The sequence below is a fragment of the Rhizobium sp. SL86 genome (assembly GCF_026672545.1).
GTDB lineage: Bacteria > Pseudomonadota > Alphaproteobacteria > Rhizobiales > Rhizobiaceae > Neorhizobium.
The window spans coordinates 1,648,963-1,675,000 of record NZ_JAPPRJ010000001.1 but is presented as its reverse complement, the minus strand read 5'-3'; the positions used below and the strand labels follow the sequence as shown (position 1 = coordinate 1,675,000).

General features: G+C 63.4%; 21 protein-coding genes (1 of these 21 cut by a window edge). 17 read left to right on the top strand and 4 right to left on the bottom strand.

Translation table 11 applies throughout. The annotated features are described in order from the left end of the window. From OU993_RS08340 to OU993_RS08325, 4 genes are all read left to right on the top strand, one after another. A protein-coding gene (locus OU993_RS08340) for a TetR family transcriptional regulator (protein ID WP_268156114.1) crosses the window boundary here: on the top strand, positions 1-535 show its 3' portion. The gene continues 71 nt to the left of window position 1, outside the view; 535 of the gene's 606 nt are visible here — the last part of the coding sequence; the start codon falls outside the window, past its left edge; the stop codon is at positions 533-535. Between the two features lie 145 nt (positions 536-680). Further along, positions 681-1,880, top strand: a complete 1,200-nt coding sequence (locus OU993_RS08335) for an efflux RND transporter periplasmic adaptor subunit (RefSeq protein WP_268157588.1) — start codon at positions 681-683, stop codon at positions 1,878-1,880. Positions 1,881-1,922: 42 nt separating this feature from the next. Beyond that, positions 1,923-5,027: an efflux RND transporter permease subunit gene (locus OU993_RS08330; RefSeq protein ID WP_268156112.1), complete on the top strand. Its 3,105-nt coding sequence runs from the start codon at positions 1,923-1,925 to the stop codon at positions 5,025-5,027. Positions 5,028-5,144: 117 nt separating this feature from the next. After that, positions 5,145-6,587, top strand: a complete 1,443-nt coding sequence (locus tag OU993_RS08325) for an efflux transporter outer membrane subunit (RefSeq protein WP_268156110.1) — start codon at positions 5,145-5,147, stop codon at positions 6,585-6,587. Between the two features lie 149 nt (positions 6,588-6,736). On the opposite strand, the gene efp is transcribed toward OU993_RS08325, so the two are convergent. Next, on the bottom strand, positions 6,737-7,306 hold the full coding sequence (gene efp, locus OU993_RS08320) for an elongation factor P (protein WP_268156108.1): 570 nt from the start codon (positions 7,304-7,306) through the stop codon (positions 6,737-6,739). 201 nt (positions 7,307-7,507) lie between these two features. Between efp and epmA the strand changes: the two genes are divergently transcribed. Then, positions 7,508-8,575, top strand: a complete 1,068-nt coding sequence (gene epmA / locus OU993_RS08315) for an EF-P lysine aminoacylase EpmA (protein WP_268157587.1) — start codon at positions 7,508-7,510, stop codon at positions 8,573-8,575. Then, on the top strand, positions 8,572-9,669 hold the full coding sequence (locus tag OU993_RS08310; protein WP_268156106.1) for a lysine-2,3-aminomutase-like protein: 1,098 nt from the start codon (positions 8,572-8,574) through the stop codon (positions 9,667-9,669). The genes epmA and OU993_RS08310 overlap by 4 nt, the downstream gene beginning before the upstream one ends. A gap of 1,185 nt (positions 9,670-10,854) precedes the next feature. On the opposite strand, the gene OU993_RS08305 is transcribed toward OU993_RS08310, so the two are convergent. After that, positions 10,855-11,712, bottom strand: a complete 858-nt coding sequence (locus tag OU993_RS08305; protein ID WP_268156104.1) for a D-alanyl-D-alanine carboxypeptidase family protein — start codon at positions 11,710-11,712, stop codon at positions 10,855-10,857. 196 nt (positions 11,713-11,908) lie between these two features. Between OU993_RS08305 and OU993_RS08300 the strand changes: the two genes are divergently transcribed. From OU993_RS08300 to OU993_RS08270, 7 genes are all read left to right on the top strand, one after another. After that, the gene (locus OU993_RS08300; RefSeq protein ID WP_268156103.1) at positions 11,909-12,160 is read left to right on the top strand and encodes an acyl carrier protein; all 252 of its coding nucleotides are present in this window, start codon (positions 11,909-11,911) and stop codon (positions 12,158-12,160) included. Next, positions 12,160-13,344: an acyl-CoA dehydrogenase family protein gene (locus tag OU993_RS08295; RefSeq protein WP_268157585.1), complete on the top strand. Its 1,185-nt coding sequence runs from the start codon at positions 12,160-12,162 to the stop codon at positions 13,342-13,344. Before OU993_RS08300 ends, OU993_RS08295 begins: the two co-directional genes overlap by 1 nt. A 3-nt stretch (positions 13,345-13,347) precedes the next feature. Beyond that, positions 13,348-14,256: an amino acid--[acyl-carrier-protein] ligase gene (locus tag OU993_RS08290; RefSeq protein WP_268156101.1), complete on the top strand. Its 909-nt coding sequence runs from the start codon at positions 13,348-13,350 to the stop codon at positions 14,254-14,256. A 4-nt stretch (positions 14,257-14,260) separates the two neighbouring features. Beyond that, positions 14,261-15,247, top strand: coding sequence for a DUF1839 family protein (locus OU993_RS08285; RefSeq protein ID WP_268156099.1), 987 nt, complete (start codon positions 14,261-14,263; stop codon positions 15,245-15,247). Next, on the top strand, positions 15,244-17,712 hold the full coding sequence (locus OU993_RS08280; RefSeq protein WP_268156097.1) for a glycoside hydrolase family 2 protein: 2,469 nt from the start codon (positions 15,244-15,246) through the stop codon (positions 17,710-17,712). The genes OU993_RS08285 and OU993_RS08280 overlap by 4 nt, the downstream gene beginning before the upstream one ends. Positions 17,713-17,801: 89 nt before the next feature. Continuing rightward, positions 17,802-20,342: an aminotransferase class III-fold pyridoxal phosphate-dependent enzyme gene (locus OU993_RS08275; RefSeq protein ID WP_268156095.1), complete on the top strand. Its 2,541-nt coding sequence runs from the start codon at positions 17,802-17,804 to the stop codon at positions 20,340-20,342. 376 nt (positions 20,343-20,718) lie between these two features. Next, entirely contained in the window at positions 20,719-20,925 is a 207-nt protein-coding gene (locus OU993_RS08270) for a hypothetical protein (protein WP_268156093.1), read from the top strand. A 64-nt stretch (positions 20,926-20,989) separates the two neighbouring features. Here the strand turns inward: OU993_RS08270 and OU993_RS08265 are convergent, their stop codons facing one another. Continuing rightward, entirely contained in the window at positions 20,990-21,226 is a 237-nt protein-coding gene (locus OU993_RS08265; protein ID WP_215569816.1) for an Lrp/AsnC ligand binding domain-containing protein, read from the bottom strand. Positions 21,227-21,315: 89 nt separating this feature from the next. After that, complete coding sequence (locus tag OU993_RS08260) at positions 21,316-22,254, bottom strand: LysR family transcriptional regulator (protein ID WP_268156090.1); 939 nt, start codon at positions 22,252-22,254, stop codon at positions 21,316-21,318. A gap of 106 nt (positions 22,255-22,360) precedes the next feature. On the opposite strand from OU993_RS08260, the gene OU993_RS08255 reads away from it, so the two are divergent. The 4 genes from OU993_RS08255 (at position 22,361) to OU993_RS08240 (ending at position 25,951) form a co-directional block, all read left to right on the top strand. Next, positions 22,361-23,644 carry an NAD(P)/FAD-dependent oxidoreductase gene (locus OU993_RS08255; RefSeq protein WP_268156088.1) on the top strand — a complete coding sequence of 428 codons (1,284 nt, stop codon included), beginning with the start codon at positions 22,361-22,363 and terminating at the stop codon, positions 23,642-23,644. A 49-nt stretch (positions 23,645-23,693) separates the two neighbouring features. Next, entirely contained in the window at positions 23,694-25,235 is a 1,542-nt protein-coding gene (amaB, locus tag OU993_RS08250) for an L-piperidine-6-carboxylate dehydrogenase (protein ID WP_268156087.1), read from the top strand. Positions 25,236-25,343: 108 nt separating this feature from the next. After that, positions 25,344-25,619 carry a CopG family ribbon-helix-helix protein gene (locus OU993_RS08245; protein WP_268156085.1) on the top strand — a complete coding sequence of 92 codons (276 nt, stop codon included), beginning with the start codon at positions 25,344-25,346 and terminating at the stop codon, positions 25,617-25,619. Then, positions 25,619-25,951, top strand: a complete 333-nt coding sequence (locus OU993_RS08240; protein WP_268156083.1) for a type II toxin-antitoxin system RelE/ParE family toxin — start codon at positions 25,619-25,621, stop codon at positions 25,949-25,951. The genes OU993_RS08245 and OU993_RS08240 overlap by 1 nt, the downstream gene beginning before the upstream one ends. Positions 25,952-26,038: the final 87 nt, after the last annotated feature.

Here is a 26,038-nt window from a genome sequence, read left to right as displayed (position 1 = left end):
CGGCGAACGTGGTATCGCCCATTGTTCGATTGCGCATGTGGCGCAGGCGCTGTCCATGTCGCCCGCCAACGTGTTCAAACATTTCCATTCGAAGATCGCCCTGGTGGATGCCATCTGCCAGCGCAAGATCGACACGATGATCCGCCAGATCCAGACGCTCAACATGGATGCACCGGCCCCGCACCGGCTGCAGATGGCGGCAAGGCGCCTGATGATGGCGCATGTCGCCTCGCTGCAGGACAGTCCTTATATGCTGGAAATGGTGTTCGTGCTGTCGGGGCAGGATCTGCCGAGCGCCGAACGTTACAAGGCGATGGTGGAGGACCTCTTCCTGTCGGTGATCCGCGACGGGGTAGAGACCGGCATCTACCACTGCGACAATCCGGTCGAGATGAGCCGCACGCTCGCCGCCACCTTCGCGACGGTTCTGCATCCGGTATTTCTGGCCAAGCAACCGCTTGAGGACCTGGATCGGCAATGTGGCAACATCGCCGCTCTCGTGAATGCCGCACTGCAAAATCCGCTTGTGAAGTGATGTTTTCTCGCTTACGTCACTTATTCAACCTCCGCTGATTGTGTCGCAAGCAGATTTCAGCTTGCCCACGCGCACCGATGACTGCAGACTTGACTGACACCGAATGCCCCCGATGCCCCCGTTGATTGGATCTTCTCTCATGCATATGCGCCGATTTGCCGTTCCCCTTCTGCTTTCGCTCGCGCTGACGGCATGCAGCGAACAAGGCAAGCCCGGCGCGGGCCCGGGAGCCGGTGCACAGGCCGGTGCCCGCCCGCCCGCCAAGGTCAGTGTCGTGACATTGACGGCCGCAGAGCAACCTTTGACGCGGGTTCTGCCCGGTCGTGCGGTCGCCTTTCGCGAGGCAGACGTCAGACCCCGGGTCAATGGCATGATCGAGGAAATAGCCTTTAAGGAAGGCAGCGAGGTGAAGGCCGGCGACCTGCTCTACCGGATCGACGACGACACCTACCGCGCCGCGCTGGAAGAAGCCAAGGCAACGCTTGCCAAGGCGGAGGCGAGCGTTCCGAGCGCGCAGGCCAACTTCAACCGGTATGAACGCCTGGTCAACAGCGGCGCAACACAGATCGAATATGAGAACGCACGCGTCTCCCTGCTGCAGGCGCAGGCCGATGTGGCGCAGGCGAAGGCTGCGCTGCAGACCTCGCAAATCAATCTCGGTTATACCGAAATCCACGCCCCCTTTGATGGCGTCACGACGATCTCGACCGTCAGCATCGGCAATATCGTCACCGCAAACCAGACGACGGCACTGACCACACTGCGCCAGCTGGATCCGATCTATGTGGATCTCAACGATTCCAGTGCCAATCTGCTGGAATTGCGCGCCGCCATTGCCGCCGGACGCCTGAAGGGCAATGCGACCGAAGCCGACATCCGTCTGACGCTTGAGGATGGAACGGAATACCCGATCACCGGCAAGGTGGACATGGCCGAACTTGCGGTCAGCCAGACGACGGGCACCTACCAGATCCGCGCCGTTTTCGACAATCCGGACAATCTGATCCTGCCGGGCATGTATGTCCGCGCCACCGTGATCGTTGGTTACGAAAAGGGTTTCCTGATCCCGCAGCGTGCGGCAACCCGCAACGCCAACGGTTCGCTGACGGCGATGTTCGTCACGGCGGAGAACAAGGTGGAGGCCCGGATCTTCGACAACAGCCAGCTTTCCGGCAACAACTGGCTCGTCACCTCCGGCGTGACGGAAGGCGACAGGCTGATCGTCGATGGTCTTCAGAAGATCGCCCCCGGCGCCACTGTCGAGCCCGTCGCGGCGAGCATCAACGAAAAGGGCCTGGTGACGGAAACAGCCACGTCACCTGCAGCGCCTGCGGCAAAGCCGTGATGGCCAGGGCTTTGATAGGAACAGGCGTGAAGGGCTGACCCAATGGCACGATTTTTCATTCATCGCCCGATCTTCGCGTGGGTGATCGCGATCATCATCATGCTGGGTGGCGCGCTCGCCATCACCACGCTGTCGATCGCCCAATATCCGGAGATTGCACCAACGACGGTGCGCATTTCCGCAAGCTACACCGGCGCCAGCGCCGAAACGGTCGAAAAATCGGTGACCACCATCATCGAGGACGGCATGACGGGTCTGGACGACCTGACCTACATGACCTCGTCCTCGAGCACCGGCTCGTCGACCGTCACGCTCACCTTCGGCACGTCCATCGACCCCGACATCGCGCAGGTGCAGGTGCAGAACAAGCTGCAGCTCGTCCAGTCGCAGCTTCCCGATGTCGTCCAGACGGCCGGCATCGAAGTGACGCGCTCCACCTCCAGCATTCTGCTCGTCGGTGCCCTCGTCTCGACGGACGCAAAAATGCGCCCCGTCGAACTCGGCGACATCTTTTCGACCCAGATCGAGGACCAGATCAAGCGCCTGGAAGGCGTCGGCAGCGTCCAGGTGTTCGGCACCGGTTATGCGATGCGTGTCTGGCTCGATCCCTACAAGCTGAACAAGTTCCAGCTGACCGCGACCGACGTCACCTCTGCCATCCAGGCGCAGAATACCCAGGTGTCTGTCGGAGCGCTCGGTGGCCTGCCTTCCGTTGACGGTCAGCAGATCAACATCACCGTAACGGCGCAAAGCCAGCTGCAGACGGTGTCCGAGTTCAAGTCCATCATCCTGAAGACCGAAACGGGCGGTGCGACCGTTCGCCTGAGTGATGTCGCCCGCATCGAGATCGGCCAGGAAAGTTATTCGACGAATACGCGTTCGAACCGCAACCCGGCCACCGGCTTTGCCGTCAATCTCGCCACCGGTGCCAATGCGCTCGATACCGCCGAACGTGTCAAGACGGCGCTGAATTCGATTGCGCCGTCGCTGCCGAAGAATGTCGTCATCACCTACCCGTATGACACGACGCCTTTCGTGCAGCTGTCGATCGAGAAGGTGGTGCACACGCTCTTCGAAGCCATCGTTCTGGTGTTCGTGGTTCTCCTCGTCTTCCTGCAGAACCTGCGGGCCACCTTCATCCCGATGATTGCGGTGCCCGTCGTTCTGCTCGGCACCTTCGGCATCCTGGCGCTGACCGGTTATTCGATCAACACGCTCACCATGTTCGCCATGGTGCTGGCAATCGGCCTTCTGGTCGATGACGCGATCGTGGTGGTCGAGAACGTCGAGCGAATCATGAGCGAGGAAGGCCTGTCGCCGAAGGAAGCGACGGAAAAGTCGATGGGTGAGATCACCGGCGCCATCGTCGGCATCGCGCTCGTCCTGACGGCCGTCTTCATCCCGATGGCGTTTTTCGGCGGCTCGACCGGGATCATCTACCGGCAGTTCTCGGTGACCATCGTCTCGGCCATGCTGCTGTCGGCACTTGTCGCCATCGTTCTGACGCCGGCGCTTTGTGCCACCATGTTGAAGCCGATCAAACACCATGGTGAGAAACGCGGCATTGCCGGCTGGTTCAACCGCAATTTCGACCGCACGACCAATGGATACGTGTCGACGATCGGTTATCTGCTGAAGCGTCCGCTGCGCGTGATGTTGCTGTTTGCGATCGTCATCGGCGGTTGCGGCTGGTTTTTCCTGCGCCTTCCCACCGCCTTCCTGCCGCAGGAAGACCAGGGCGTGCTGATGACCATCATCCAGCTTCCGAACGGCGCCACCCAGGCGCGGTCGGAAGAGGTGATCAAGAAGGTCGAAAACTACTATCTCGACCAGGAAAAGGACGCGATCCGCGATGTCTTCGCGATTTCCGGCTTCTCCTTCACCGGCTCCGGCCAGAACTACGCGATGGTCTTTGCCAAGCTGAAGGACTTTGACCTTCGCGAGGACCCGAAGCTTGCCGCCTCCGCTGTGGTGCGGCGTGCGATGGGTTATTTCATGACGATCCGCGACGCCATGGTGTTTCCGCTGCAGCCACCGGCCATTCCCGGCCTCGGCAATTCGAGTGGCTTCTCCATGTATCTGGTCGACAGCGGCAAGAACGGACGCGATGCATTGACCCAGGCGGCCCAGCAACTCATCCAGGCTGGCGGTGCAAACGCCAACGTCAGTTCGCTGCGTTCCAACAACCCGCCGGCCGAAACCCAGCTGAAATTCCTGCTCGACCAGGAGAAGATGGGGGCCATGGGGCTCGACATTGCCACCGTCAATTCGATGCTGTCGATCATCTTTGCCGGACGGGACGTGAATGATTTTACGCTCAACAGCGAGCTGAAGCCGGTTTATGTGCAGGGCGATGCGCCTTATCGCATGCAGGCGGATGCGATCAACAACTGGTATGCCCGCAACACCGAGGGCGAGATGGTGCCCTTCTCCGCCTTCCTGAAATCGCAGTGGGTCAGCGGCGCGCCGACCTTGAGCCGCTTCAACGGTGTCAGCGCCATCTCGCTTGAGGGATCCGGCGGCGCCGGGGTCAGCTCCGGCACGGCGATGGACACGATGGAGCAGCTGACATCCGAGCTTCCGGGCGGCTATTCCGTCGCCTGGCAGGGCATTTCCTATCAGGAACGCCTGTCGGGCTCCCAGGCCCCTGTTCTCTACGCGCTGGCGATCCTCGTTGTCTTCCTCTGCCTGGCTGCTCTTTATGAAAGCTGGTCCATTCCGTTCTCCGTCATCATGGCCGTGCCTGTGGGCGTTCTGGGCGCCCTTGCCGCAGCGACCTTCTTTGGGCAGTCCAACGACGTCTATTTTAAGGTGGGCCTGCTGACGACCATCGGTCTTGCGGCGAAAAACGCGATTCTGATCGTGGAGTTCGCCAAGGACCGCCAGGCGGCGGGAACAAGCCTGGTCGATGCGACGCTGGAAGCGGCAAAACTGCGCCTGAGGCCGATCATCATGACCTCTCTTGCCTTTATCCTGGGTGTTGTGCCGCTTGCCATCGCAACCGGTGCGGGCTCTGCTGCGCAGAACTCCATCGGCATCGGAGTACTCGGGGGTATGCTTTCTGCAACAGTGCTGGGAATTTTCTTCGTACCATCGTTTTTTGTGGTGGTGCGGACACTCACACGCGGTAAAAAACCTGCGAATTAACCATTGAACCGCATGACGTTAACCTATCGGATCACGCGACCTGCCCCTACTATGCCCCTCAACGGCAGTCGCGCCGCGTATTCGATGAATGACTCATCGCTAAACCGGGATTAACCAATGACTTCCATTCGTGCAGCGGCCCCCCTTGTCATGCTTCTTCTATCCGGCTGCGTCCTCGGACCGGATCACAAGGCTCCCGAAATCGCTTTGCCGGCGAAATATGCGGAGGGCAATGTCAAGAGCAATGGCGACATTTCCGAGGCAGCCTGGTGGCAGGCCTTTAATGACCGCCGGCTGAACACGCTGATGAAGCAGGGGCTGGATCAGAACCTCGACATTCTGGAAGCCCTTGAGCGGATCAACCAGGCGGAAGCGAATGTGGTCGTGGCCGGCGCCAATGCGCTGCCGAGCCTGACCTTGTCCTCGCAGGCGGAACGCAGTGGCGCCCGCGGCTTCCGTGGCACTTCCGACACCACGCCGCGCACGCAGGTGACCGGCAATCTCGACGTATCCTGGCTGCTCGATCTCTTCGGCCGTTACAAGCGCAACAAGGAAAGTGCGCTCGCTTCGCTCGACCAGGCCTATGCCAATGTCGATTCGGCCCGGCTCACACTGCTGTCATCGGTTGCCTCGGCCTATATCGACGTGCGTTATTATCAGGAGCGGATTGCCATTGCGCAGTCGAACCTGAAGTCCCGCCGGGAGACCCTGGAACTGACCCGCCTGCAGCTGGAAGCGGGTGCCGCCTCCCGTCTTGACGTGGTGCAGGCGGAAGGTCTGGTCAACTCGACGATCGCGGACATTCCGGGCTTCGAAACGAGCTTCCGCCAGGCGGCCCATCGCGTGGCAACCCTGCTCGGCCAGCCCGCATCGTCGCTGCTGCCCGATTTGCAGCGCAGCGCCAACCAGCCGGTCGCCCGTATCAACACGAAGACCGGTATTCCGGCCGATCTGATCCGCAACCGGCCGGACATCCGTGCTTCCGAGCGGGCACTCGCTTCGGCGGTTGCCGCAATCGGCGTTGCGGAAGCGCAGCTCTACCCGTCGATCAGCCTCGGCGGTTCGATCACGCCGTCCTACACGCGTCTTGCCGGTGGTTCGGATTCGCATCTGCTCTCCTGGTCCTTCGGTCCGGCGCTCAGCCTGCCGATCTTTGACGGCGGCCAGTTGCGCGCCAACCTGAGCAGCGCCGAATCCCAGGCCCGCGAAGCCTATCTGAACTGGAAGGAAACCGTGCTCGGCGCCGTCGAGGAAGTCGAGAATGCGCTGGCCGCTGTTACGCGTGACGGTCGCACCGTGGCTGCCCTGCGCGATACGGTCCGCTCCTATGAAGAGGCTCTCGAGCTTTCGACGGCAAGCTACCGCGACGGTGCATCCTCGCTGCTCGACGTTCTGGACGCCCAGCGCTCGGTGTCCAGTGCCCAGGCCAACCTGGCACAGGCTATCCAGCAGCAGGCGCAGGATTACGTCTCGCTTAACGTCGCGATCGGCGGTGGTTACGCCTGGGGCAAGGGCCCGACCCGGGTGGCCGCAGCCGCCCGCACGACGGCCGCACAGTAACAAACGGGATCTCGCATTCAAAAAACCCCGGGGTGCCATCGGGCACCCCGGGGTTTTTCACGTCTGGCCACCACATCCGCCATCAATCGCGCATGAAAAAGGCGAGGCCGAAGCCCCGCCTGGACAATCGAACCGATGGCAGGACCCGATCAGTCCTTGGCGCGCTCGACGTAGGAATTGTCTTCCGTGGCGATCACGACGCGGGTGCCGGCATCGATGTGCGGCGGAACCATGGTGCGCAGGCCGTTCGACAGGATGGCCGGCTTGTAGGACGACGAGGCCGTCTGGCCCTTGACGACCGGTTCGGTCTCAACGATTTCGAGCGTCACGTGACGCGGCAGCTGAAGGGCCAGCGCCACACCTTCGTGCATCGACAGGATGCAGGTCATGCCTTCCTGCAGATAGGCCTTCTGCTCGCCCATCGTCTCTTCGGTCACGATGACCTGGTCATAGCTTTCCGGGTTCATGAAGTGGAAACCTTCGCCGTCCTCGTAGAGGAACTGGAAGTTCACGTCCTCAACGAAGGCGCGCTCGACCTGTTCGGTCGTGCGCCAGCGTTCCGACACCTTCACGCCGTCGACGATGCGGCGCATGTCAACCTGGGTGACGGGCGTGCCCTTGCCCGGATGGAAGTTCTGGGCCGTCAGCACGACATAGAGCTTGCCTTCGACTTCGAGGACATTGCCCTTGCGGACGGAGGAGGCGATAATCTTGACCATAGGATTTCCTTGTGACTGCCTTGGCTTGTCAGTTCTGAGAATGCGTCGTAGAGGACCAGCCGACCGCCAGCCTGAGGGACGCCTTATCTGTTTTCTTGCGCGCACCTACCTTAAATTGGCGGAAAGTGGAAGCCTCAGCAGGCGACCGACCGGAAGAAAGCCCCGTAGCACTTGGAAGAGATGGAGCCCCTGTTGCAGCGCATGCCCTCGCTTTTGCCCTCCGCCTGGTGGCGGCCGGACGTGCATGCGGACCGCCGCCCCTTTCTGATCGGCCGCAATCGCATCCAGACAGCGTTCCGCGCCTTCTTTGCCGAGCGCGATTTTCTCGAGGTCGACACCGCGACGCTGCAGGTCTCGCCCGGCAACGAGGCGCATCTGCACGCCTTCTCCACCACCGCGCTGACGACCGATGGCCAGCCGTTTCCGCTGCATCTGCACACCTCGCCGGAATTTGCCTGCAAGAAGCTGCTTTCCGCCGGCGAGAAACGCATCGCCTGTTTTGCCCATGTCTACCGCAACCGTGAACGGGGGCCGCTGCACCACCCGGAATTCACCATGCTGGAATGGTACCGCGTAGGCGAGCATTACACACAGCTGATGAAGGATTGCGCCGACCTGCTGGCGCTGGCCGCGGAGACGGCGGGTATCCCGCTCTTCTCCTTCCGCGGCATGAGCTGCGATCCCTTCGCCGCCTTCGAGCGGCTGTCGGTGGCAGAGGCCTTCGAACGTTACGCCGGCATCGACCTCCTCTCCTGTCTCGAAGCCGACGGCACGGCCGACCGGGAGCGCCTGGCCGCGCAACTGAGAGAGGCCGGCATCCGCCATGCGGCGGATGACACCTGGACCGATCTCTACTCCCGCGTTCTGGTGGAAAAGGTCGAACCGCATCTGGGCAACGGTCGTCCGACGCTGCTCGACCGGTATCCGATTTCGGAAGCGGCCCTGGCGCGCCCGGCCGAGGACGATCCGCGGGTGGCCGAACGGTTCGAGCTCTATGCCTGCGGCGTGGAACTCGCCAATGCCTTCGGTGAACTGACCGATCCCGTCGAGCAGCGCACCCGTTTCGAAGCCGAGATGGCGGAAAGACAGCGGGTTTATGGCGAGACCTATCCGCTCGACGAGGATTTCCTCGCCGCGCTGTCCGTGATGCCGGAGGCCGCCGGAATCGCACTCGGTTTCGACCGGCTGGTGATGCTGGCAACGGGCGCAAGCCGGATCGACCAGGTGATGTGGGCGCCGGTGGCGGAATGGTCGGCGGAGTGGTCATGAGCGCTGGCATTCGAGGCAAGAGGATCGCCGGCACGACCGCCCCGGCACGGGCGCTGAAAACACCGCAGGATCTGAGCGCCGCCGGCCTGTTGCCGCCGGAGCGGCTGGCCGAGGCGCAAGCCGTCGCGCGCCGGTATGCGATTGCCGTCACCCCGGCCATGGCAGACCTGATCGACACGGCCGACCCGGAGGATCCGATCGCGCGGCAGTTCCTGCCGGATGGCCGGGAACTGCTGGTGACACCGGCGGAGCGGACGGACCCGATCGGCGACGCGGCGCATTCGCCGGTCAAGGGCGTGGTGCATCGTTATCCGGACCGGGTGCTATTGAAGGCCGTGCATGTCTGCCCCGTCTATTGCCGGTTCTGTTTTCGTCGCGAAATGGTGGGGCCAACCGGCGACGGCACGTTGTCGGCGGCCGAACTGGAGGCGGCGTTTGCCTATATCCGCTCCCGGCCGGAAATCTGGGAGGTGATCCTCACCGGCGGCGATCCGCTGGTTTTGTCTCCGCGCCGGCTTTCCGAGATCCTGAGTGGCCTCCGAGCCATCGAACATGTGAAAATCGTGCGCTTCCACAGCCGTGTGCCGGTGGTCGACCCGCAGGCGATCGATGATGATCTGATCGCGGCGCTGAAGCAAAGCGGCAAGGTGACCTATGTGGCGCTGCATGCCAACCATCCCCGCGAGATGACGGACGAAGCGCGGGCCGCCTGCGCCCGGCTTGCCGATGCCGGCATTAAGCTCGTCAGCCAGACCGTGCTGCTGAAGGGCGTCAACGACGATCCCGCCATCCTGGCGGAGTTGATGCGCGCCTTCGTCGAAAGCCGAGTCAAACCCTATTATCTGCACCATCCGGATCTTGCCCCCGGCACCAGTCATTTCCGGCTCGACATCGCCGAAGGCCAGGCGATCGTCGCGGCGCTGCGCGGCCGCATTTCCGGCCTCTGCCAGCCGACCTATGTCCTGGATATTCCGGGCGGCTATGGCAAAGCGGTGATCGGCCGCAGCGCCGTCAGCCAGGCGGATGACGGCTGTTATACGGTGAGCGATTATCGCGGCGAAGAGCACGCCTATCCGCCACGATCCGGGGCCTGACCCGCAAGGCACGGTTTGACCGTCACGCGACCTGTCGGCCCGTGGTTTGATCCTTGTTTTTCTCCGCATCCCCCTTCGGAGATGGTTTTCGGCCGGGGCGCTGAAAGCTGCCTCGTAAGCTAGTAATAATGTGGCACCTCGCAGCGCCCCGTTCGGCATTGTTATCCGCCGGTCGATCCCTCTGACTGGATGGATGGGCGGCGCGCTTCTTCTTCTTTTCACCGCGGTTCCCGGCGTCCTCCTCATCGGACGACGCGGGCGGACAACGCACGGTGGGCGCTACCGACCTCCATCCCCTTGTGTGCCACATGAGGCACGTCCGGCGCGCAACGCTGGGAACTCTGGAGACACTGCGCTGACGTCCGACGCGCATTGCCTCCACCCGGTCGCCGGAGGGGGATCCTGTTGACGGACCCGGAGCAGGCGGTTTTGCGTCTCACCCGCCTGACCCGAACCGGCCCCGCATCGCCGGCACGCCTGCCGGTGTATCCGCTGCGGGACGAGGGGATTGTAGGCATGGGGGATGAGGGCGGGGATGAGTTTTTTATCGTCATCCTCGGGCTTGACCCGAGGATCTAGGGAAAGCTGTTTTGAAACAGTGGGTTGATGAAATCAGTGCGTCGGCAAAAACACCCCCTCTGGCTGCCGCCATCTCCCCCACAAGGGGGGAGAGCGCAGGCGGCGCCCGCCGGCGCTTCGATCTGCGTGGGCGGGTCGGCCGGGTTAAGCCCTCCCCCTTGTGGGGAGGGTTGGGAGGGGTCTTTTTGTCCTTAGCGACGGTCGCTGTTGGCGTGCCGGTGGCGCACCCCCCTCTGTCCTGCCCGCGTTCGTCCCTGCAATCGATTCACCGGATCGATTGCTTCGCTTCGCGAACCGCTCCTCACCCCACCTCAAGGGGGCAGATCGGCAGAGTGGTTGGCCGCTCGGTCTATAGAGAGGTCGGTGCGGTGTCTTCGATGGCGACGGTCAGGGGGTGGAAAACCGGCGCCGCGATGCGATCTCCCCGCCTTGAGGGGGCCAAAGGACGGGGTGAGACCCGTGGCTCAACCCCGGTCAGCCCGGCAGAGGGGGGGGTAATCGCACGGCAAACCGCTCATGCTGAATATCGGTCCAAGCATCAATCCCCGGCCCAAATTCAAGCACAAGGCCGATAACGATGATTGCAGAAAGGGCGTCGCCCCGCCCTCAATACAGTCCCACCGCCCCGCCGATGGCGGCACCGGCTGCGGGACGGGCGGCGGATCCGCCGTCGAGATATTGCCGGAACAACGCCACCATCCGCTGGTCGCGGGCCTTGTCCGTCGGGTAACCCATGACGACGCCGATATAACGGCGGCCGGCCTTCTGCACCGAGGTGACGACGTTATAACCCGACGCGCTGGTATAACCGGTCTTGATGCCATCGACACCGGGATAGAGGTCCAGCATGTAGTTGTGCCCGGTCAGCGGTTTGCCGCGGAAGGTCGTGGTCTTCATCGAGAACATCGGAAACTGGCGGGGAAAGTGCTGCGACAGGGCGAGCCCCAGCACCGCCATGTCGCGGGCGGTCGTCAGCTGGCCATCGGCGGTGAGGCCGGTGGCATTGCGGAACACCGTATTCTTCATGGTCAGGCGCCGGGCCTTCGCCGTCATCATCGCCGCAAACTTGTCTTCCGTGCCGCCGAGCCGTTCCGCAAGAGCGATCGCCGCATCATTGGCGGAAAGGACGATGATGCCGTTCACCGCCTCACGCACAGACATCGTTGCACCGGCCGGCGGACCGAGTTTGTAGGGCACCGTCCCCGCCGCCCGCGCCGAAACCGGGATCTGCTCGTCCCAGGACAGCGTGCCGCGGCCAAGCGCCTCGAAGGTGAGGTAGAGCGTCATCATCTTGGTGAGCGACGCCGGACGGATGCGCGCCTCTTCGTTGCGCGCCTCGATGACGGCGCCCGTGGCGGCATTAACGAGGATCTCCGCCTGCTCTGCAAACGCGACGGATGCGGTCGTCAGAAAAATGAGTAAGCCAAATCCTAACCGTTTCGGCACATGTCGCGTCAGAGCCATAGCTGACCTCTCTCCGTCGATCGCGTCAAAGGATTGAAGAATAGAGCGTTTTCGTCGCAAAGACAGGATTGGCACAGCCTGATTGCGACAATTTGAACGAGTCTCCCTAAAGCTTCTTCACCAGCTTCCTTAGACGTTCTTTATGCTTTCCGACTTAAGGATCAGCTTATTCAAGACATAATGAGGAGAAGTCGAGATGAACGAGACGATCCGGGACATCCTGACAAAAGTTGGCGGCCTGCCTGTGCCCGTTGCCGATCTGGCAGATGACAGCGATCTTTACACCAGTGGCCTTTCTTCCTTCGCATCCGTGCAGGTGATGCTGGCGATCGAGGAGAAGTTCGACATTGAATTTCCGGACAATCTGCTGAACCGCAAGTCCTTTGCCAGCATTGCGGCGATCGAGGGCACGATCCGGCAGATTCTCAAGGCACGAGAGGCTGCATGATGAGTGTCGTCGCCTTTGCACCCCAGGCCGAGAGCCTCTGCGACCGGGCACAGCGCGTGGCGGCCATTGCCGCGCGCCATGCCGATGACGTGGACCTTGCGGGACGTTTCCCGCGGGAGGCGGTGGAGGCGATGAAGGCCGAGCGCCTGCTCGGCATCCAGGTGCCCGCCGCCCATGGCGGCGAAGGCGCCACGCTGACGGAGATTGCCGAGATCTGCGTGATCCTCGGCCAGGCTTGTGCCGCCGCGGCCATGGTTTTCGCCATGCACCAGATCAAGGCATCAAGCCTGGTGGAGCACGGTGAAGAAAGCGCCTGGCATCTGGGTTTCATGCGTGATCTGGCCAAGCACCAATACCTGCTCGCTTCCGCGACGACGGAAGGCGGCATTGGCGGCAACCTGCGCAACTCGATCTGCGCGATCGAGATCGACGGCGAGACCTGCCGCCTGACGAAGGATGCAACCGTCATTTCCTATGCGCTGGAAGCCGACGCCATTCTGATCACCTCGCGCGCCCATGAGGGTGCCGCGCCAAGCGATCAGGTGATGACGGTGTTCCTGAAGGACCAGTACACGCTCACAAAAACCAACGACTGGGATACGCTCGGCATGCGCGGCACCTGCTCGGAGGGTTTTGTCTTCAAGGGTGAAGCGCCCGCCTGCCAGGTCTTCCCGAAACCCTTTGCCGAAATCGCAGCGCAGAGCATGCTCGCCACCTCGCATCTTCTGTGGAGCGGGGTCTGGTACGGGATTGCCGTCGATGCGGTGGCCCGCGCCCAGAGTTTCGTGCGTGCCGCCGCCCGCAAGGCGCAAGGCCAGGTTCCGCCGGGTGCGGCCCATCTGGCAGAAGCGGTCAACCTGCTGCAACTGGTGAAATCCAACCTGCTGACGGGTCTGAAGACCTATCTGGATGCACGCACCAATCCGGACAGGCTTTCTTCCATGAGCTTTGCGATCGCCATGAACAATGTGAAGATCGCCTCCTCCGAGACGATCCTCGACATCATTCACAAGGCGCTGCTGATCTGCGGCATCATGGGCTACAAGAACGGCACGCCCTTCAGCCTGGGCCGCCACCTGCGCGACGCCCATTCGGCGCGCCTGATGATTTCCAACGACCGTATTCTCGGCAATACCGCCACCATGCTTCTGGTGCAAAAGCCAGACGTCAGCCTTTTGGGGTGAACCATGGACATGCAGACCAATTTTCTCGACCGCCTGTTCGAATCGGGCCTGCTGATTGAAACCGGCGTCGACGGCCTTTATGGCCGCAGCGGTGAGTTCGAGGAGGTGATTGCCGCCTTTGAACGGCTGATCGACCGCTTTGGCGGCAAGGACGGTGCGGAAGCCATGCGTTTTCCGCCGGGCATGAACCGCGCCTTCTTCGAGACCAGCGGTTACATGAAGAGTTTTCCGCAGCTGGCCGGCACCGTGCATTCCTTCTGCGGCAACGAGCTTGACCATATGAGCCTGCTGCAGTGCATGGAAGTGGGCGACGACTGGACGAAGGGCCAGGAGGCGACCGACATCGTGTTGACGCCGGCGGCCTGTTATCCGCTGTATCCGACGGTCGCCCGCCGTGGCGCGCTGCCGATGACCGGCAAGCTTTTCGACCTGCAGAGCTACTGCTTCCGCCATGAACCCTCCAAGGATCCGGCCCGCCAGCAGTTGTTCCGCATGCGCGAATATGTCTGCATGGGCACCGAAAGCCACGTGACGGATTTCCGCCAGAGCTGGATGGACCGTGGCGTCGAAATGATGAAGCTGGTCGGCCTCGAGGTCGAGATCGACGTGGCGAACGACCCCTTCTTCGGCCGCGCCGGAAAGATGCTCGCCAACAACCAGCGCGACCAGAACCTGAAGTTCGAGCTGCTGATTCCGATCACCTCGCGCGCCAAGCCGACCGCCTGCATGAGCTTCAACTACCACCAGGATGCTTTCGGCACGAAATGGGGTCTCAACCTGGAGGATGGCAGCGTGGCACATACCGCCTGCGTCGGCTTCGGCCTGGAACGCATCGCGCTGGCGCTGTTCCACACGCATGGCCTCGATGTGAAGGACTGGCCGGACGCGGTGCGCAAGGTTCTCTGGGGCTGAATCGATGGTGCAGGTCTTCGCAGATCTTCAGCCGGCTATCTATCGGCCGCATGCCCTGCATGGCGCCGATAGGGCCTGGCCGGAAACCAATTGTTACGTCGATCTGTGGATCGAGGTGCTGGCAAGCCACGGTGTTGCGCCGGAAGCCATGCTGGGTTTCACGCTGACTCAGGATTTCGAGGGCGACCAGTTCACCTTCTTTAAGGTGCCGCTGGAGGATCTCGAAAGCCTCTACGGTATCCGCGTGACGGAACTGGCGATCTTCGACAGCGTGGAAGCGCATGTGGCGGAGCAGATCCGCCGCGGGCGGCTCTGCCTCGTCGAGATGGACAGTTTCTACATGCCGGATACCCGCGGCGTGGCCTACCGGATCGAGCACGGCAAGACGACGGTGGCGATCAACCGGCTGGACGTCGAGGCCCGCGAACTCGACTATTTCCACAATGGCGGATTTTTCCACCTTTCGGGCGAGGATTTCGACGGCCTGTTCCAGCGCAATGCGGCAGAAGGTGCCCTGCCCTTCCTGCCCTACACGGAATTTGCCAAGTTTCCGGCGCAGCCGGCCCCGCTCAGGCATCAGCGTGACGTGGCGGAAGACCTGCTTGCCCGCCATTTTGCCCGCCGCCCCGAGATAAACCCGCTGCAGGCCTTTGCCGCAGTGTTTCCGGCACAGGCCGAAACGCTCGCGGTGCGCGACTTCGCCTTCTTCCACAAGTTCGCCTTCAACACGCTGCGGCAGTTCGGTGCCAATTTCGAACTGCTTGCCGCGCATCTGGACTGGCTCGGCGAGGGCCGCCGCTTCGGCGAGGCGAAGGCTCATGCGCTGAAACTGTCGGAGACGGGGAAATCCGTGCAGTTCCAGCTGGCCCGCGCCCTGACCCGCAAGAAGTTCGACACGCTGCCGACCGCCCTCCTGCCGGCCGTCGAGGCCTGGGACGGGCTGATGGCCGCGCTTGCACAGGATCTGCGAACCGTGAGCGCGGCTGCGTGAGCGACCGGCATTTCTGTGTAACCGCAGCCGAAAAGAGGCTGCAGGATGGCTGGACGGTGGTGACAACGCCCGCCGGCCTCTGCGCCGTTCCGGGTGCGCTGAAGGCGAGTCTGGAGCCGCTGCCGGCACCGGTTCCGGGAACGCTCGCCGGCGCTCTCGAACGCGCCGGCCGGTTTGACCGGGCAGCTCCGACCAATCTGGAACATCTCGACGCCTGGTATCGGCTGGTGCTTGACGAGGCGCCCGGCCCGGCCGTGTTGCGCTTCGAGGGCCTTGCAACCCTTGCCGAAGTTTTCCTGAACGGACAAAAGATCCTCGACAGCGAAAGCATGTTCGAGGCCCACGACGTGCCGGTGGTGCTGACCGGGCGGGACGAACTGGCGCTGTGTTTCCGGGCGATCGGCCCGCATCTGGACAAGAAGGGCCCGCGGGCCCGCTGGCGCCCGCGGATGATGCGCAGCCAGGGCTTAAGGCTTCTGCGCACCACCGCCCTCGGCTTCATGCCGGGCTGGTGCCCGGATGTCGTGGCCGTCGGGCCCTGGCGCCCCGTCAGCCTGCTGCGGCAGGACGGCCCGGCAGTCGACGACCTTCACCTGAGGAGCGATCTCGATGAGGCCGGCACCGGCCATCTGGCGCTGTCCTTTGACGCACCCGATCTGGCGGGTGAGGTGGTTTTGCACTGCGCCGGACGAACCGCCGTTGCCACACGCGACGAAGAGGGTCGCTGGCGGGCCGATCTTGTTTTGCCAGCCATCGATGCCTGGTGGCCGGCAAGCCACGGCACGCCCGTGCTGCATGATGTGACGCTGACGATCGACGGCCGGCCGCAGCCGCTTGGCCGCACCGGTTTTCGCCGGATCGCGATCGATCGTGGCGCCGATGGCCGGGACTTTGCCCTCACCGTCAACGGCGAACCGGTCTTTTGCCGCGGTGCAGTCTGGACGAGCGCCAATATCGTTGATCTGCCGGGGAGCCGCGAGGCCTACGCGCCGTTTCTGAAGGCCGCCGCCGAGGCCGGCATGAACATGATCCGCATTGGCGGAACCATGGCTTACGAGAGCGCCGATTTCTTCGCGCTGTGCGACGAGCTGGGCCTGATGGTCTGGCAGGACCTGATGCTGGCCAATTTCGATTATCCGGCAAACGATGAATCGCTGATGATTCACGTGAAAAAAGAGTTAACGCAGCTTCTGCGGCGCCATTCCGCCTCGCCATCGCTCGCCATCCTGTGCGGTGGCAGCGAAATGCACCAGCAGGGCGCGATGCTCGGCCTGCCGGAGCGGATCTGGAAGACGGCGTTGACCACCGAGCTGCTGCCGGCGCTTTGCGCAGAGCTTGCGCCGCGCCTGCCCTACGTCGAGAATTCGCCCTGCGGCGGCAGTCAGCCGTTCTTCGTCAACGAGGGCGTTGGCCACTATTACGGTGTCGGGGCCTATCTGAGACCGCTGGAGGATGCCAGACGCGCCAATCTGCGTTTTGCCGCCGAGAGCCTCGCCTTTGCCAATGTGCCGGATGCCGAAACGCTTGCCGCGCATTTGCCGGTGCCCGCCGTGCACGATCCGCGCTGGAAGGCGAGGGTTCCGCGGGATGTCGGCGCAAGCTGGGATTTCGAGGATGTGCGCGACCATTACGCCGCCCTTCTTTACGGCATCGATCCGGCCCGCCTGCGCCGGGAGGACCCGGATCGTTACCTGGCCTACGCACGCGCCACGACCGCCGAGGTGATGGAAGCGAGCTTTGCCGAATGGCGCAGACCGGGTTCCACCTGCCACGGCGCGCTGGTCTGGACGTTGCAGGATCTTTTGCCCGGCGCCGGCTGGGGCGTGATCGACGCGACAGGCCGGCCGAAATCCGTCTGGTATGCCCTGAAGCGCGCCTTCCGCCCGCTGCAGGTGCTTTTGTCGGACGAAGGGGTCAACGGGCTCGACGTGCATGTGCTGAACGAAACGGCCGCGCCCCGCGACCTGGTGGTGGAACTCGCCTGCCTGCGCGACGGGGAACAGCCGGTGGTCTCCGGAAGGCGGGACCTGTCGCTTGGCGCACGCAGCACGGCAAGCCTTGCGGCGACCGATCTGTTCGGTGCCTTCTTCGACACGACCTATGCCTATCGCTTCGGGCCACCCTCGCATGACGTGACGGTGGCGCGGCTGCTGGATGCCGCAACCGGCGAACGGCTGGCCGATGCCTTTCATTTTCCGCTGGGTCGGCCGACGGCCCTGCACCGGGCGCAGATCGACATCACCTTGAACCGGTTGGACGAAAGCCGCTGGGCGCTCGACCTTTCGACGAACCGCTTCGCCCAGAGCCTCTCCATCGCCTGCGATGGATGGGTCAGCGACGACGATGGTTTTCATCTGGCTCCAGGTGGCGCCCGGCGCGTCATTTTGCGCGCCACATCGACGGCGGTTGGCCTGCCGGGCGGGCGGTTGAGCGGCCTTGACGGACACACCAGCCTGAATTTTTAGGCTCTGCAAGGCTTTACGCGGAAAAGGCCTATGGACGGCATGCGCGATCGCGCTAATCTCTTCCCGGAAAGCGCGAGCGGAGAGACGGGATGGCCGATGCTGACAACGAGCTGGCGGACGAGGCGATGCCTGTCTTTGCCTGGCCGGACCCTGAACTGTTTCTGGCAACCCAGTATGGCCTTTCCGGGGAGATCGAGCCACTGCCCGTCGATCCGCCGTCCTATCTGGTGCGGTATGACGAGGTCACCAGCCGGCTCGATTTCTGTGGCGATCCCGACCAGGCACGCCAGTTCGAGGCCGAAGCCGCACTTCTCCTGCACATGCACCCGGAAACCGGGCGGATCGAGGGGCCGCAACCGCTGGAAACGGGCGACGGGACCCTGCTTTGTACCTTCGACGAAACGGAGGATACCCGGGAAGGTTATGCCCGTGTCTGCGCCTATCCGGCAGGCATTCCAGCGCCATCTGCGGTCGACGGCGCAATCCTGGGCGGGTTTGCCGCGCGGCTGATCCGCGATCTGGCCGCGGCGGCGGAAGACGCACGCGACGAGCAGATGCCGGCCCTGTGGTCCGCCTCCGATCTGCGCCAGGCCGGACCGGCGGTGGTGAAAGCCCTGCGGCAGGTCAACGATCCCGCGGTGCGCGACCCGATCGCCAAGGCCATGGTGGCGGCCTTGCGCCGCGTGCAGGCCCTGGGTTCGGAATTGCGCAGCCAGCTCATCCATCACAACCCCGTTCCGGCGGAACTGGTGGGCATGGTGACCGGTACGGTCTGGCAGCCGACAGGTTTTGTCGATGCGGCCAGTCTCGGCGATGGCTGGGTGGTTGCGTCGCTTGCCGCGGTCTGTGCCGATCTCGTGCTCGGCCAGCCGGATGACGCCATGTCCTTTCTGCCGGCTGTCGGTGCGTTCCACGCGGAATTGCCCCTGACGGACGCGGAAATAAAGGCGCTCTGGCCGCTGATCATTGCCCGCATCGGCCTCATCCGCGCCGGCGCCGAACGCGCCCGAATGGTCGATGATCTAGGTGGAGATGCGTTTCTCGCGAGCATACGCAACGGTTTCGACCGAGTGATCGCCCAACAGCCGGCCCTGATGGAGGCGGCCATCCGAAATACGCTCGACTGGCCTCTCCCGTCGCCGCCGGAATTCGGCCCGCTGCTGCCGGACATCGATCTGGAAAAGATCCGTCTCGTTGATCTTTCGCCGGCCAGTACCGCCTTTTTTGAGGGCAACTGGCGTGACCCGGAAAGCGACTGGCGGCTTCTGGCCAAGATCGCCTGGGACACGAAGATGGGCGCAACGCGGTTTGGCGAATACCGGCTGTCCCGCAGCCACGCGCAGATGGACGGGCAGGCGGAGAACTATGCGCTGCACGTCGACCTCTGCCTCCCGGCGGGAACGGTAGCGCTTGCCCCCTTCGGCGGGCTTCTGCAACTGCGCGACGGTCGCCTGCTGCTCAACAGCCCGGAGGCCTGTCTTCACCTGGAAGGGCTGGACACGGTGCTGACCGACGGTACGGCACTGTTTGCCGGCGACCGGCTGGGCGTGGTGGCGGGTAGCGAAGGCTCGGTCGGGGGCCTGCGGATCCGGCTGAGCCGCGAGGCGCAGATCGTCCCGCCGCTCTTCGCTTCGGCAGGCAATGTGGGCCTGTGGCGGCAACTGGCCATTTCACCGTCTGCCATTCTGGGGATCGATGCCGATGCGCCGCAGGCGGCCGAACGAGCCTTCGTGCGCGGCTGGCGCGAACACGTGTTCGATGCCACAGGCCGACCCTTCATCGATCTGACCGGCGGTGCCGGCCTGCTGGGCCACGGCCATTCCGGCCTGGCGGACGCGGCCTATCACCAGTGGCTGCTGCTGAACGGCCTGTTGAGCACGCCGGTGGAAGCGGAATTCCAGGCGGCATTGCTGCAACGGCTGCCGGGCGAACTCGACACCGTCGTGGCGCTGACCAGCGAAACGGCCGCCATGGACCTTGCGCAGCAACTGGGCGAACGGCTGTTTTCCGAAGACGAACCGCCCCTCATCGCCGACGAGCGGCGAACGGGTTTTGGGCGAACCGGCAAAGGCTTCTGGTCATTTGCGGCAACCGGCACCGTTCCGGATATCGCCGTCACCGGCTCTCCCGTACCGGGCGAGCCACTGGCAGCGGTGGTGATGCGCCGATCCTCGCTTCCGCAGGCGCTTGACCTGCCGCAGCCGGACGCAAGCATGGTGGCCTGCCGTCTGGGCTCCACCGTCATCGACATGCTGGACGACCCGGAGCTGAGTGCCAATGCCGCCGATGCGGCACAGTTCCTGGAGCAGACACTGACGGCCATGGCCGAAGCAAGCGAGGGCCGCCTGGCGCTCTCCGGGGCGGGGCTTGCACCCGAACTCTCGCTCACGGTTCTGTCTGCCACCGATCTTGCGGCAGCGCTTTTGCACCGCGGGATCATTACGACAGCGGTGGACGACAGCCGTCTGCAGTTGACCGCACCGCTCTGCATTGCCCGGGCAAGCCTTGATTATGTGGTCGAAGCGCTGTCGGATGTGCTTGGCATTCCGGTTCCGCAGGCACCACTGGAGGCGAAAGAAGAGCCTCCGGAGGAGCAGGTCTTGCAGAGCGACGAGGAAACACCCATCTGACCGCCGCATGGCGGAATGGTGCAATGCGGCGAACAGGATTTCACAAACTCGCCTCCTTCCTGTCATCAAACAGAAAAAAATTCTAGGTACACAGGTTTCCGATTGAACATGCTGACCGACTCGAATATGGTTCCGTTCCATGGACGAGCTGTCATTGCACGCTGGTCTGGAACATGCGCAACGCCACCGAGAACGCGAAAAAGGGAGAGTGACATGACTTTATCGATCCGCACTGCCCTGTTCAGGGCGGCGCATGATGTGAAACGCACGGGCACCTTCTCCACCCCGTGCTGTCGAATGTGACGCTTCACTTCCCAGGGATCTGAACAAGTTCATTCGTATTGCTGCCTTGCGCAGCCACACTAGGAGTATGACCATGCAAAAGCAGGTTATCGAATACGCCGGTGAGCCGGTGGGTATCGTGGTTCCGGATCAGGACCGGCTGAAGTTCATTGCCGTGAAGTTTCACGTGATCGATCTGGACGAACAGCGCTTTGCGACCGCCGACGACGTGCGGCGCGCCATTCGCAACCACGTTCTTTCGCAGAGCCAGGCGGCAACCGCCAAAGCTGCGGTTGCCTGATCATGGGCACTGACAAACGAAGCGCCGCCCGGCCGCAGGCTCTGGGCGGCTTTTCTGTATCCGCTCAAAACGCGGTGAAGGTGAGCGTGGTCAACGAGCGCTCGATGCCCGGGATGGCGGCAATCTTTTCATTGACGAATTTGCCGATCTCCTCGCCTTCCGGCAGATAGATCTTCAAAAGCAGGTCCCAGTCGCCGCTGGTGGAATAAAGTTCCGAGACGAGCTCCGTCTTGTAGATGGCATCGGCCACCTCGTAGGTCTTGCCCGGCGCGCAGCGCAGCTGGACGAAAATCGGCTTCATGGCATCTTCCCGCAGTCTGGCCGCCCCGGCTTGAAGGAGCAAAGGCGGCTGTCGTGATCCTCTCCCGACTATTGGCTGAACCGGTGCGCTCACGCAACCCGCTCTCTTGCGATCTTGATCTCCCGGGCGATCTCCATCTCTTGTGCGATCTCAAGCAGGAGCCAGTCGCGAAAGGCGGCGAGCGGCGGATAAGAGGCGCGCTCCGGCGGGCAGGCGAGAAAATAATCGCCGCTGCGCATGGCTCCCTGATCAACGACCGGCACAAGCTGGCCCGCCTCCAGTTCCCTCGCAATCAGGAACTGCGGCAACAGCGCGATACCAAGCCCGGCAGAGGCCGCCTCGACCATGGTGACGAACTGGTCGAGCAGCATGCCATGCAAGGCGTCGAAGGTGACATTGCGGGCCCGCAGCCAGGTTTCCCAGGCATCCGGCCGGGTGTTGAGATGCAGGAGCGGCGCCTGCAGCAGGTCTTTTTCCCCGGCGATGTTCAGCCTCCGGATGAGTTCGGGGGCGCCGACGGGCACCACCTCCTCCTGCATGAGGAAGGTCAGCACCGCGCCCGGCCAGCGCGCCTCGCCGAAATGGATCGCCGCATCGAGCGTATCGAAGCGGAACTCGAAGGGTTCGAGCCGGGTGATGAGGTTGACGGTCATGCCGGGATGCGCGGCGATGAAACGCGGCAGGCGCGGGGCCAGCCAGCGGCTGCCGAAGAAGGGCAGGATGGCCAGATTGAGCGTGCCGCCAGCCGGATTGGCCCTGAGGTTGAGCGAGGCAGAGGAAATGCGTCGCAGCGCCTCGCGCACCTCGCGTGCATAGGTATCGCCCGCGATCGTCAGGCGGATCGTCTGCCGTTCGCGCAGGAACAACGCGACGCCGATCTGTTTTTCCAACGCCGCGATCTGGCGGCTGACGGCGCTTTGCGTGAGGCCGAGCTCGTGCGCCGCAGCCGTGACACTGCCGGTGCGCGCCGCGGCCTCGAAGGCCGAGAGAAGCGAAAGCGAGGGCAGGAAACGGCGCGGCGGCAACATGACGGATCATTCCTCCAAAGAATGAACTGTTGAGAAGAATTCGCTATCCGCCGTTTCGCACCGCCTGTAAAGTTTGATCTTCTCACCTGCATCCGGATGGCGTGCCATGTTCAACGATCCCCGCTCCCACGGCCTTTGGGAAAAGACGGCACCGCCCGCCCCCTCGAGCGAGCCGTTGTCCGGCGACGCCTCCTGCGAAATCGTCATCATCGGTGGCGGGTACACCGGCCTGTCGGCAGCGCTGCATCTGGCCGAAGCCGGGCGCTCGGTGATCCTGCTTGAAGCCAAGGCGATCGGGTTCGGCGGCGCCGGCCGCAATGTCGGCCTGATCAATGCCGGCATGTGGGTGATGCCGGACGACCTGCCGGGCGAACTCGGCGCGGTGCATGGCGAACGTCTGCTGACCCTGCTCGGCAACGGACCGCAGGTGGTGATGCAGCTGATCGATCGGCACGGCATCGACTGCGAACTGACGCGCACCGGCACGCTGCATTGCGCCGTCGGCGACAAAGGTCTGGCGGAAATCGAGGAACGTGCCCGCCAGTGGCAGAAACGCGGCGCCGATGTCGAGGTTCTCGATGCAACCGAGACCGAACGGCGGATCGGCACGCGCGCCTATCGCGGCGCTCTGCTCGACCGCCGCGCAGGAACCCTGCAGCCACTCGCCTATGCCCGCGGCCTTGCCCATGCGGCAGTGAAGGCGGGGGCACGGATTTATACCGAGACCCCGGCAATCGCCTGGCAGCAACGGCAGGGGCGTCACGTGATCTCGACGGGCGCCGGCAGCGTGACGGCCGACTGGGTGATCGTCGCGACCGATGCCTATTCGACAGGCCCCTTCGAAACGGTGCGCACCGAACAGGTGCATCTGCCCTATTTCAATCTCGCCACCACGCCGCTCTCCGACAATCTGCGCCGCTCCATCCTGCCCGCCCGCGAGGGCTGCTGGGATACCAAGGAGATCCTCTCCTCCTTCCGTATGGATGACGAGGGCCGGCTGGTGTTCGGATCGGTCGGTGCTCTGCGCGGGCCGGGCACCGCCATCCACAAGGGTTGGGCGCGCCGGGCGCTGCGCAAGATCTTTCCGCAACTCGGCGACATCACATTCGAGGCCGAATGGTACGGGCAGATCGGCATGACAGACAATGCCCTGCCGCGCTTCCACCGTTTTGCCGATCGTGTTGTCGGCTTTTCCGGCTATAACGGGCGCGGAATTGCGCCGGGAACGGTGTTCGGCAAGGTGCTCGCCGCGCATGTGATGGGCGAGGCGGCGGAAGCGGACTTGCCTTTGCCGCAGACCGCACCGCAGGCGCCGGCGTTCCGCCTGCTGAAAGAAGCCTATTACGAAACGGGCGCGCAGATTGCCCATCTGGCCGGGGACCGGTTCTGACGCCCAACCCCGGACAAAGACCTCAAGAGAAAGATGAGAGACGATCCTCATGACGCTTGCCACCCTGAACCTTGCCGCGGAAGCGGATGCCATTCTCTCCCGCCTCGGCGTGGATGCCGCAGCCTTCAAGGGCGGCACGCTTTCCGTCCGTTCGCCGATCACCGGACGCGAGATCGGCCAGGTGGCCGAACTGTCCGCTGATGCAACGGGTGCGGTGATCGACGCAGCGCATCAGGCCTTTCTCACCTGGCGGAACGTGCCCGCCCCGAAGCGCGGCGAACTGATCCGCCTGCTCGGCGAAGAACTACGCGCCGCCAAGGCCGATCTCGGCCGCCTCGTTTCGATCGAGGTCGGCAAGATCACCTCCGAGGGTCTCGGCGAAGTGCAGGAAATGATCGACATCTGCGATTTCGCCGTCGGTCTGTCCCGTCAGCTTTATGGTCTCACGATCGCCACCGAACGCGCCGACCACCGGATGATGGAAACCTGGCATCCGCTGGGCGTGGTCGGCATCATCTCCGCCTTCAATTTCCCGGTCGCCGTCTGGGCCTGGAATGCGGCGCTGGCTTTGGTCTGCGGCAATGCCACCGTCTGGAAGCCGTCCGAAAAGACGCCGCTGACGGCGCTTGCCACCCAGGCGATCTTCGAGAAGGCGGTAAAACGTTACGTGGCCGAAGGCGGCACGGCACCACAAAACCTCTCGACGCTGATCATCGGCGGACGCGAGATCGGCGAGGTTCTGGTCGATCATCCGAAGGTGCCGCTGGTCTCGGCCACTGGTTCCACCGCCATGGGCCGTGCCGTCGGTCCGCGGCTTGCCAAGCGGTTTGCCCGCGCGATCCTCGAACTCGGCGGCAACAATGCCGCGATCGTCACGCCGACGGCCGATCTCGATCTCACCCTGCGCGGCGTCGCCTTTGCCGCCATGGGCACGGCCGGCCAGCGCTGCACGACGCTGCGTCGCCTTTTCGTGCACGACAGCGTTTATGACGCCCTCGTGCCGCGTCTGCAGAAGGCCTATCAGTCGGTGACGATCGGCAATCCGATGGTGGACGGCAATCTGGTCGGCCCGCTGATCGACAAGGCCTCGTTCGAACGTATGCAGAAGGCGCTCGAGGCGGCCAAGGCCGAAGGCGGTTCGGTGACCGGCGGCGAACGGGTGCTGACGGACGACGCGGCAGACGCCTATTACGTCCGCCCGGCCATCGTCGAAATGCCCTCGCAATGCGGTCCGGTGGTGGAGGAAACCTTCGCACCGATCCTTTACGTGATGCGGTATTCGGAATTTGATGCGGTGCTCGACCTGCACAACGGCGTGCCGCAGGGCCTCTCCTCCTCGATCTTCACCAATGACATGCGGGAAGCCGAGACCTTCATCTCCGCCCGCGGCTCCGATTGCGGCATCGCCAATGTCAATATCGGCCCGTCCGGTGCCGAAATCGGCGGTGCCTTCGGCGGCGAAAAGGAAACCGGCGGCGGCCGCGAATCCGGCTCGGACAGCTGGAAGGCCTATATGCGCCGCGCCACCAACACGCTGAACTATGGCCGCACCCTGCCGCTGGCCCAGGGCGTGAAGTTCGATATCGGCTGATCGTTCCCCTTGGGGGCAGCGGCGAGGCTGTTGCCCCCGAAGAACAACGCGTATTTTGACTCTCCGCCTCCCCAGGACTATCCTTTTCCGGACGACGGAGATCGTGGCATGGCAGACGATAACAAGACACAGGTGTCCCTGACCCTGCCGTCCGAGACGGTTGCAGCCTTCGACCGCCTGGCCGGAATTCTGGAGCAGGATCCGGCCACGTTGATGCGGCAGGCACTGGATCAGTATCTCGCAAGCACGGGCAGGCAAGCTCTTGAGGATGCGCAGGGCCTTGATGAACTCGACCGGGGCGACAGCATCGAACTGGACGATGTCCTGGAAAAAGCCAGGCGGATCGTGGAGACTGCAGAACTTAACCGCCGCCGGGCCGTCTGATGCCGCGTGTCCGGCTTTCCAGATCGGCAGAACGCTGGTTTCTGGCCCGGATCACGGAACTGGCAGAGATTGATCCTCGGGCTGCCCGACGCCTGATCGAGCGGCTGGAACGGCAGAAGATCCTTCTCGCATCCTTTCCCAACATGACGGAAAAAGGGCTGATCAAGGGGACACGCAAGGTGAGCATGCCACCCCTGGTGCTCACGATCCGTATGAAGGATGGCGTGATCGAAATCGCCGCCATTCGCGACGGACGCCAGCAGGATGCGCTGGCGCCGAAGGAACTGCGACAGGCCGAAGACGCTCCGGATGAAACGGCTTCGGAAGACTGATTGGCTACGGGCAGCCCCGAGCGCCTGACCAAGACAGAGCCAACGCAAAACGCTAGTCTTCCGTGGCGAATCGACGACACGCTAAGG

What these genes read in the sequence shown, in the direction of transcription:
- OU993_RS08335 (WP_268157588.1), top strand. Translation starts at nt 681, where the DNA reads ATGCGCCGATTTGCCGTTCCCCTTCTGCTTTCGCTCGCGCTGACGGCA.
- OU993_RS08330 (WP_268156112.1), top strand. Translation starts at nt 1,923, where the DNA reads ATGGCACGATTTTTCATTCATCGCCCGATCTTCGCGTGGGTGATCGCG.
- OU993_RS08325 (WP_268156110.1), top strand. Translation starts at nt 5,145, where the DNA reads ATGACTTCCATTCGTGCAGCGGCCCCCCTTGTCATGCTTCTTCTATCC.
- efp (WP_268156108.1), bottom strand. Translation starts at nt 7,306, where the DNA reads ATGGTCAAGATTATCGCCTCCTCCGTCCGCAAGGGCAATGTCCTCGAA.
- epmA (WP_268157587.1), top strand. Translation starts at nt 7,508, where the DNA reads ATGCCCTCGCTTTTGCCCTCCGCCTGGTGGCGGCCGGACGTGCATGCG.
- OU993_RS08310 (WP_268156106.1), top strand. Translation starts at nt 8,572, where the DNA reads ATGAGCGCTGGCATTCGAGGCAAGAGGATCGCCGGCACGACCGCCCCG.
- OU993_RS08305 (WP_268156104.1), bottom strand. Translation starts at nt 11,712, where the DNA reads ATGGCTCTGACGCGACATGTGCCGAAACGGTTAGGATTTGGCTTACTC.
- OU993_RS08300 (WP_268156103.1), top strand. Translation starts at nt 11,909, where the DNA reads ATGAACGAGACGATCCGGGACATCCTGACAAAAGTTGGCGGCCTGCCT.
- OU993_RS08295 (WP_268157585.1), top strand. Translation starts at nt 12,160, where the DNA reads ATGAGTGTCGTCGCCTTTGCACCCCAGGCCGAGAGCCTCTGCGACCGG.
- OU993_RS08290 (WP_268156101.1), top strand. Translation starts at nt 13,348, where the DNA reads ATGGACATGCAGACCAATTTTCTCGACCGCCTGTTCGAATCGGGCCTG.
- OU993_RS08285 (WP_268156099.1), top strand. Translation starts at nt 14,261, where the DNA reads ATGGTGCAGGTCTTCGCAGATCTTCAGCCGGCTATCTATCGGCCGCAT.
- OU993_RS08275 (WP_268156095.1), top strand. Translation starts at nt 17,802, where the DNA reads ATGGCCGATGCTGACAACGAGCTGGCGGACGAGGCGATGCCTGTCTTT.
- OU993_RS08270 (WP_268156093.1), top strand. Translation starts at nt 20,719, where the DNA reads ATGCAAAAGCAGGTTATCGAATACGCCGGTGAGCCGGTGGGTATCGTG.
- OU993_RS08265 (WP_215569816.1), bottom strand. Translation starts at nt 21,226, where the DNA reads ATGAAGCCGATTTTCGTCCAGCTGCGCTGCGCGCCGGGCAAGACCTAC.
- OU993_RS08260 (WP_268156090.1), bottom strand. Translation starts at nt 22,254, where the DNA reads ATGTTGCCGCCGCGCCGTTTCCTGCCCTCGCTTTCGCTTCTCTCGGCC.
- OU993_RS08255 (WP_268156088.1), top strand. Translation starts at nt 22,361, where the DNA reads ATGTTCAACGATCCCCGCTCCCACGGCCTTTGGGAAAAGACGGCACCG.
- amaB (WP_268156087.1), top strand. Translation starts at nt 23,694, where the DNA reads ATGACGCTTGCCACCCTGAACCTTGCCGCGGAAGCGGATGCCATTCTC.
- OU993_RS08245 (WP_268156085.1), top strand. Translation starts at nt 25,344, where the DNA reads ATGGCAGACGATAACAAGACACAGGTGTCCCTGACCCTGCCGTCCGAG.
- OU993_RS08240 (WP_268156083.1), top strand. Translation starts at nt 25,619, where the DNA reads ATGCCGCGTGTCCGGCTTTCCAGATCGGCAGAACGCTGGTTTCTGGCC.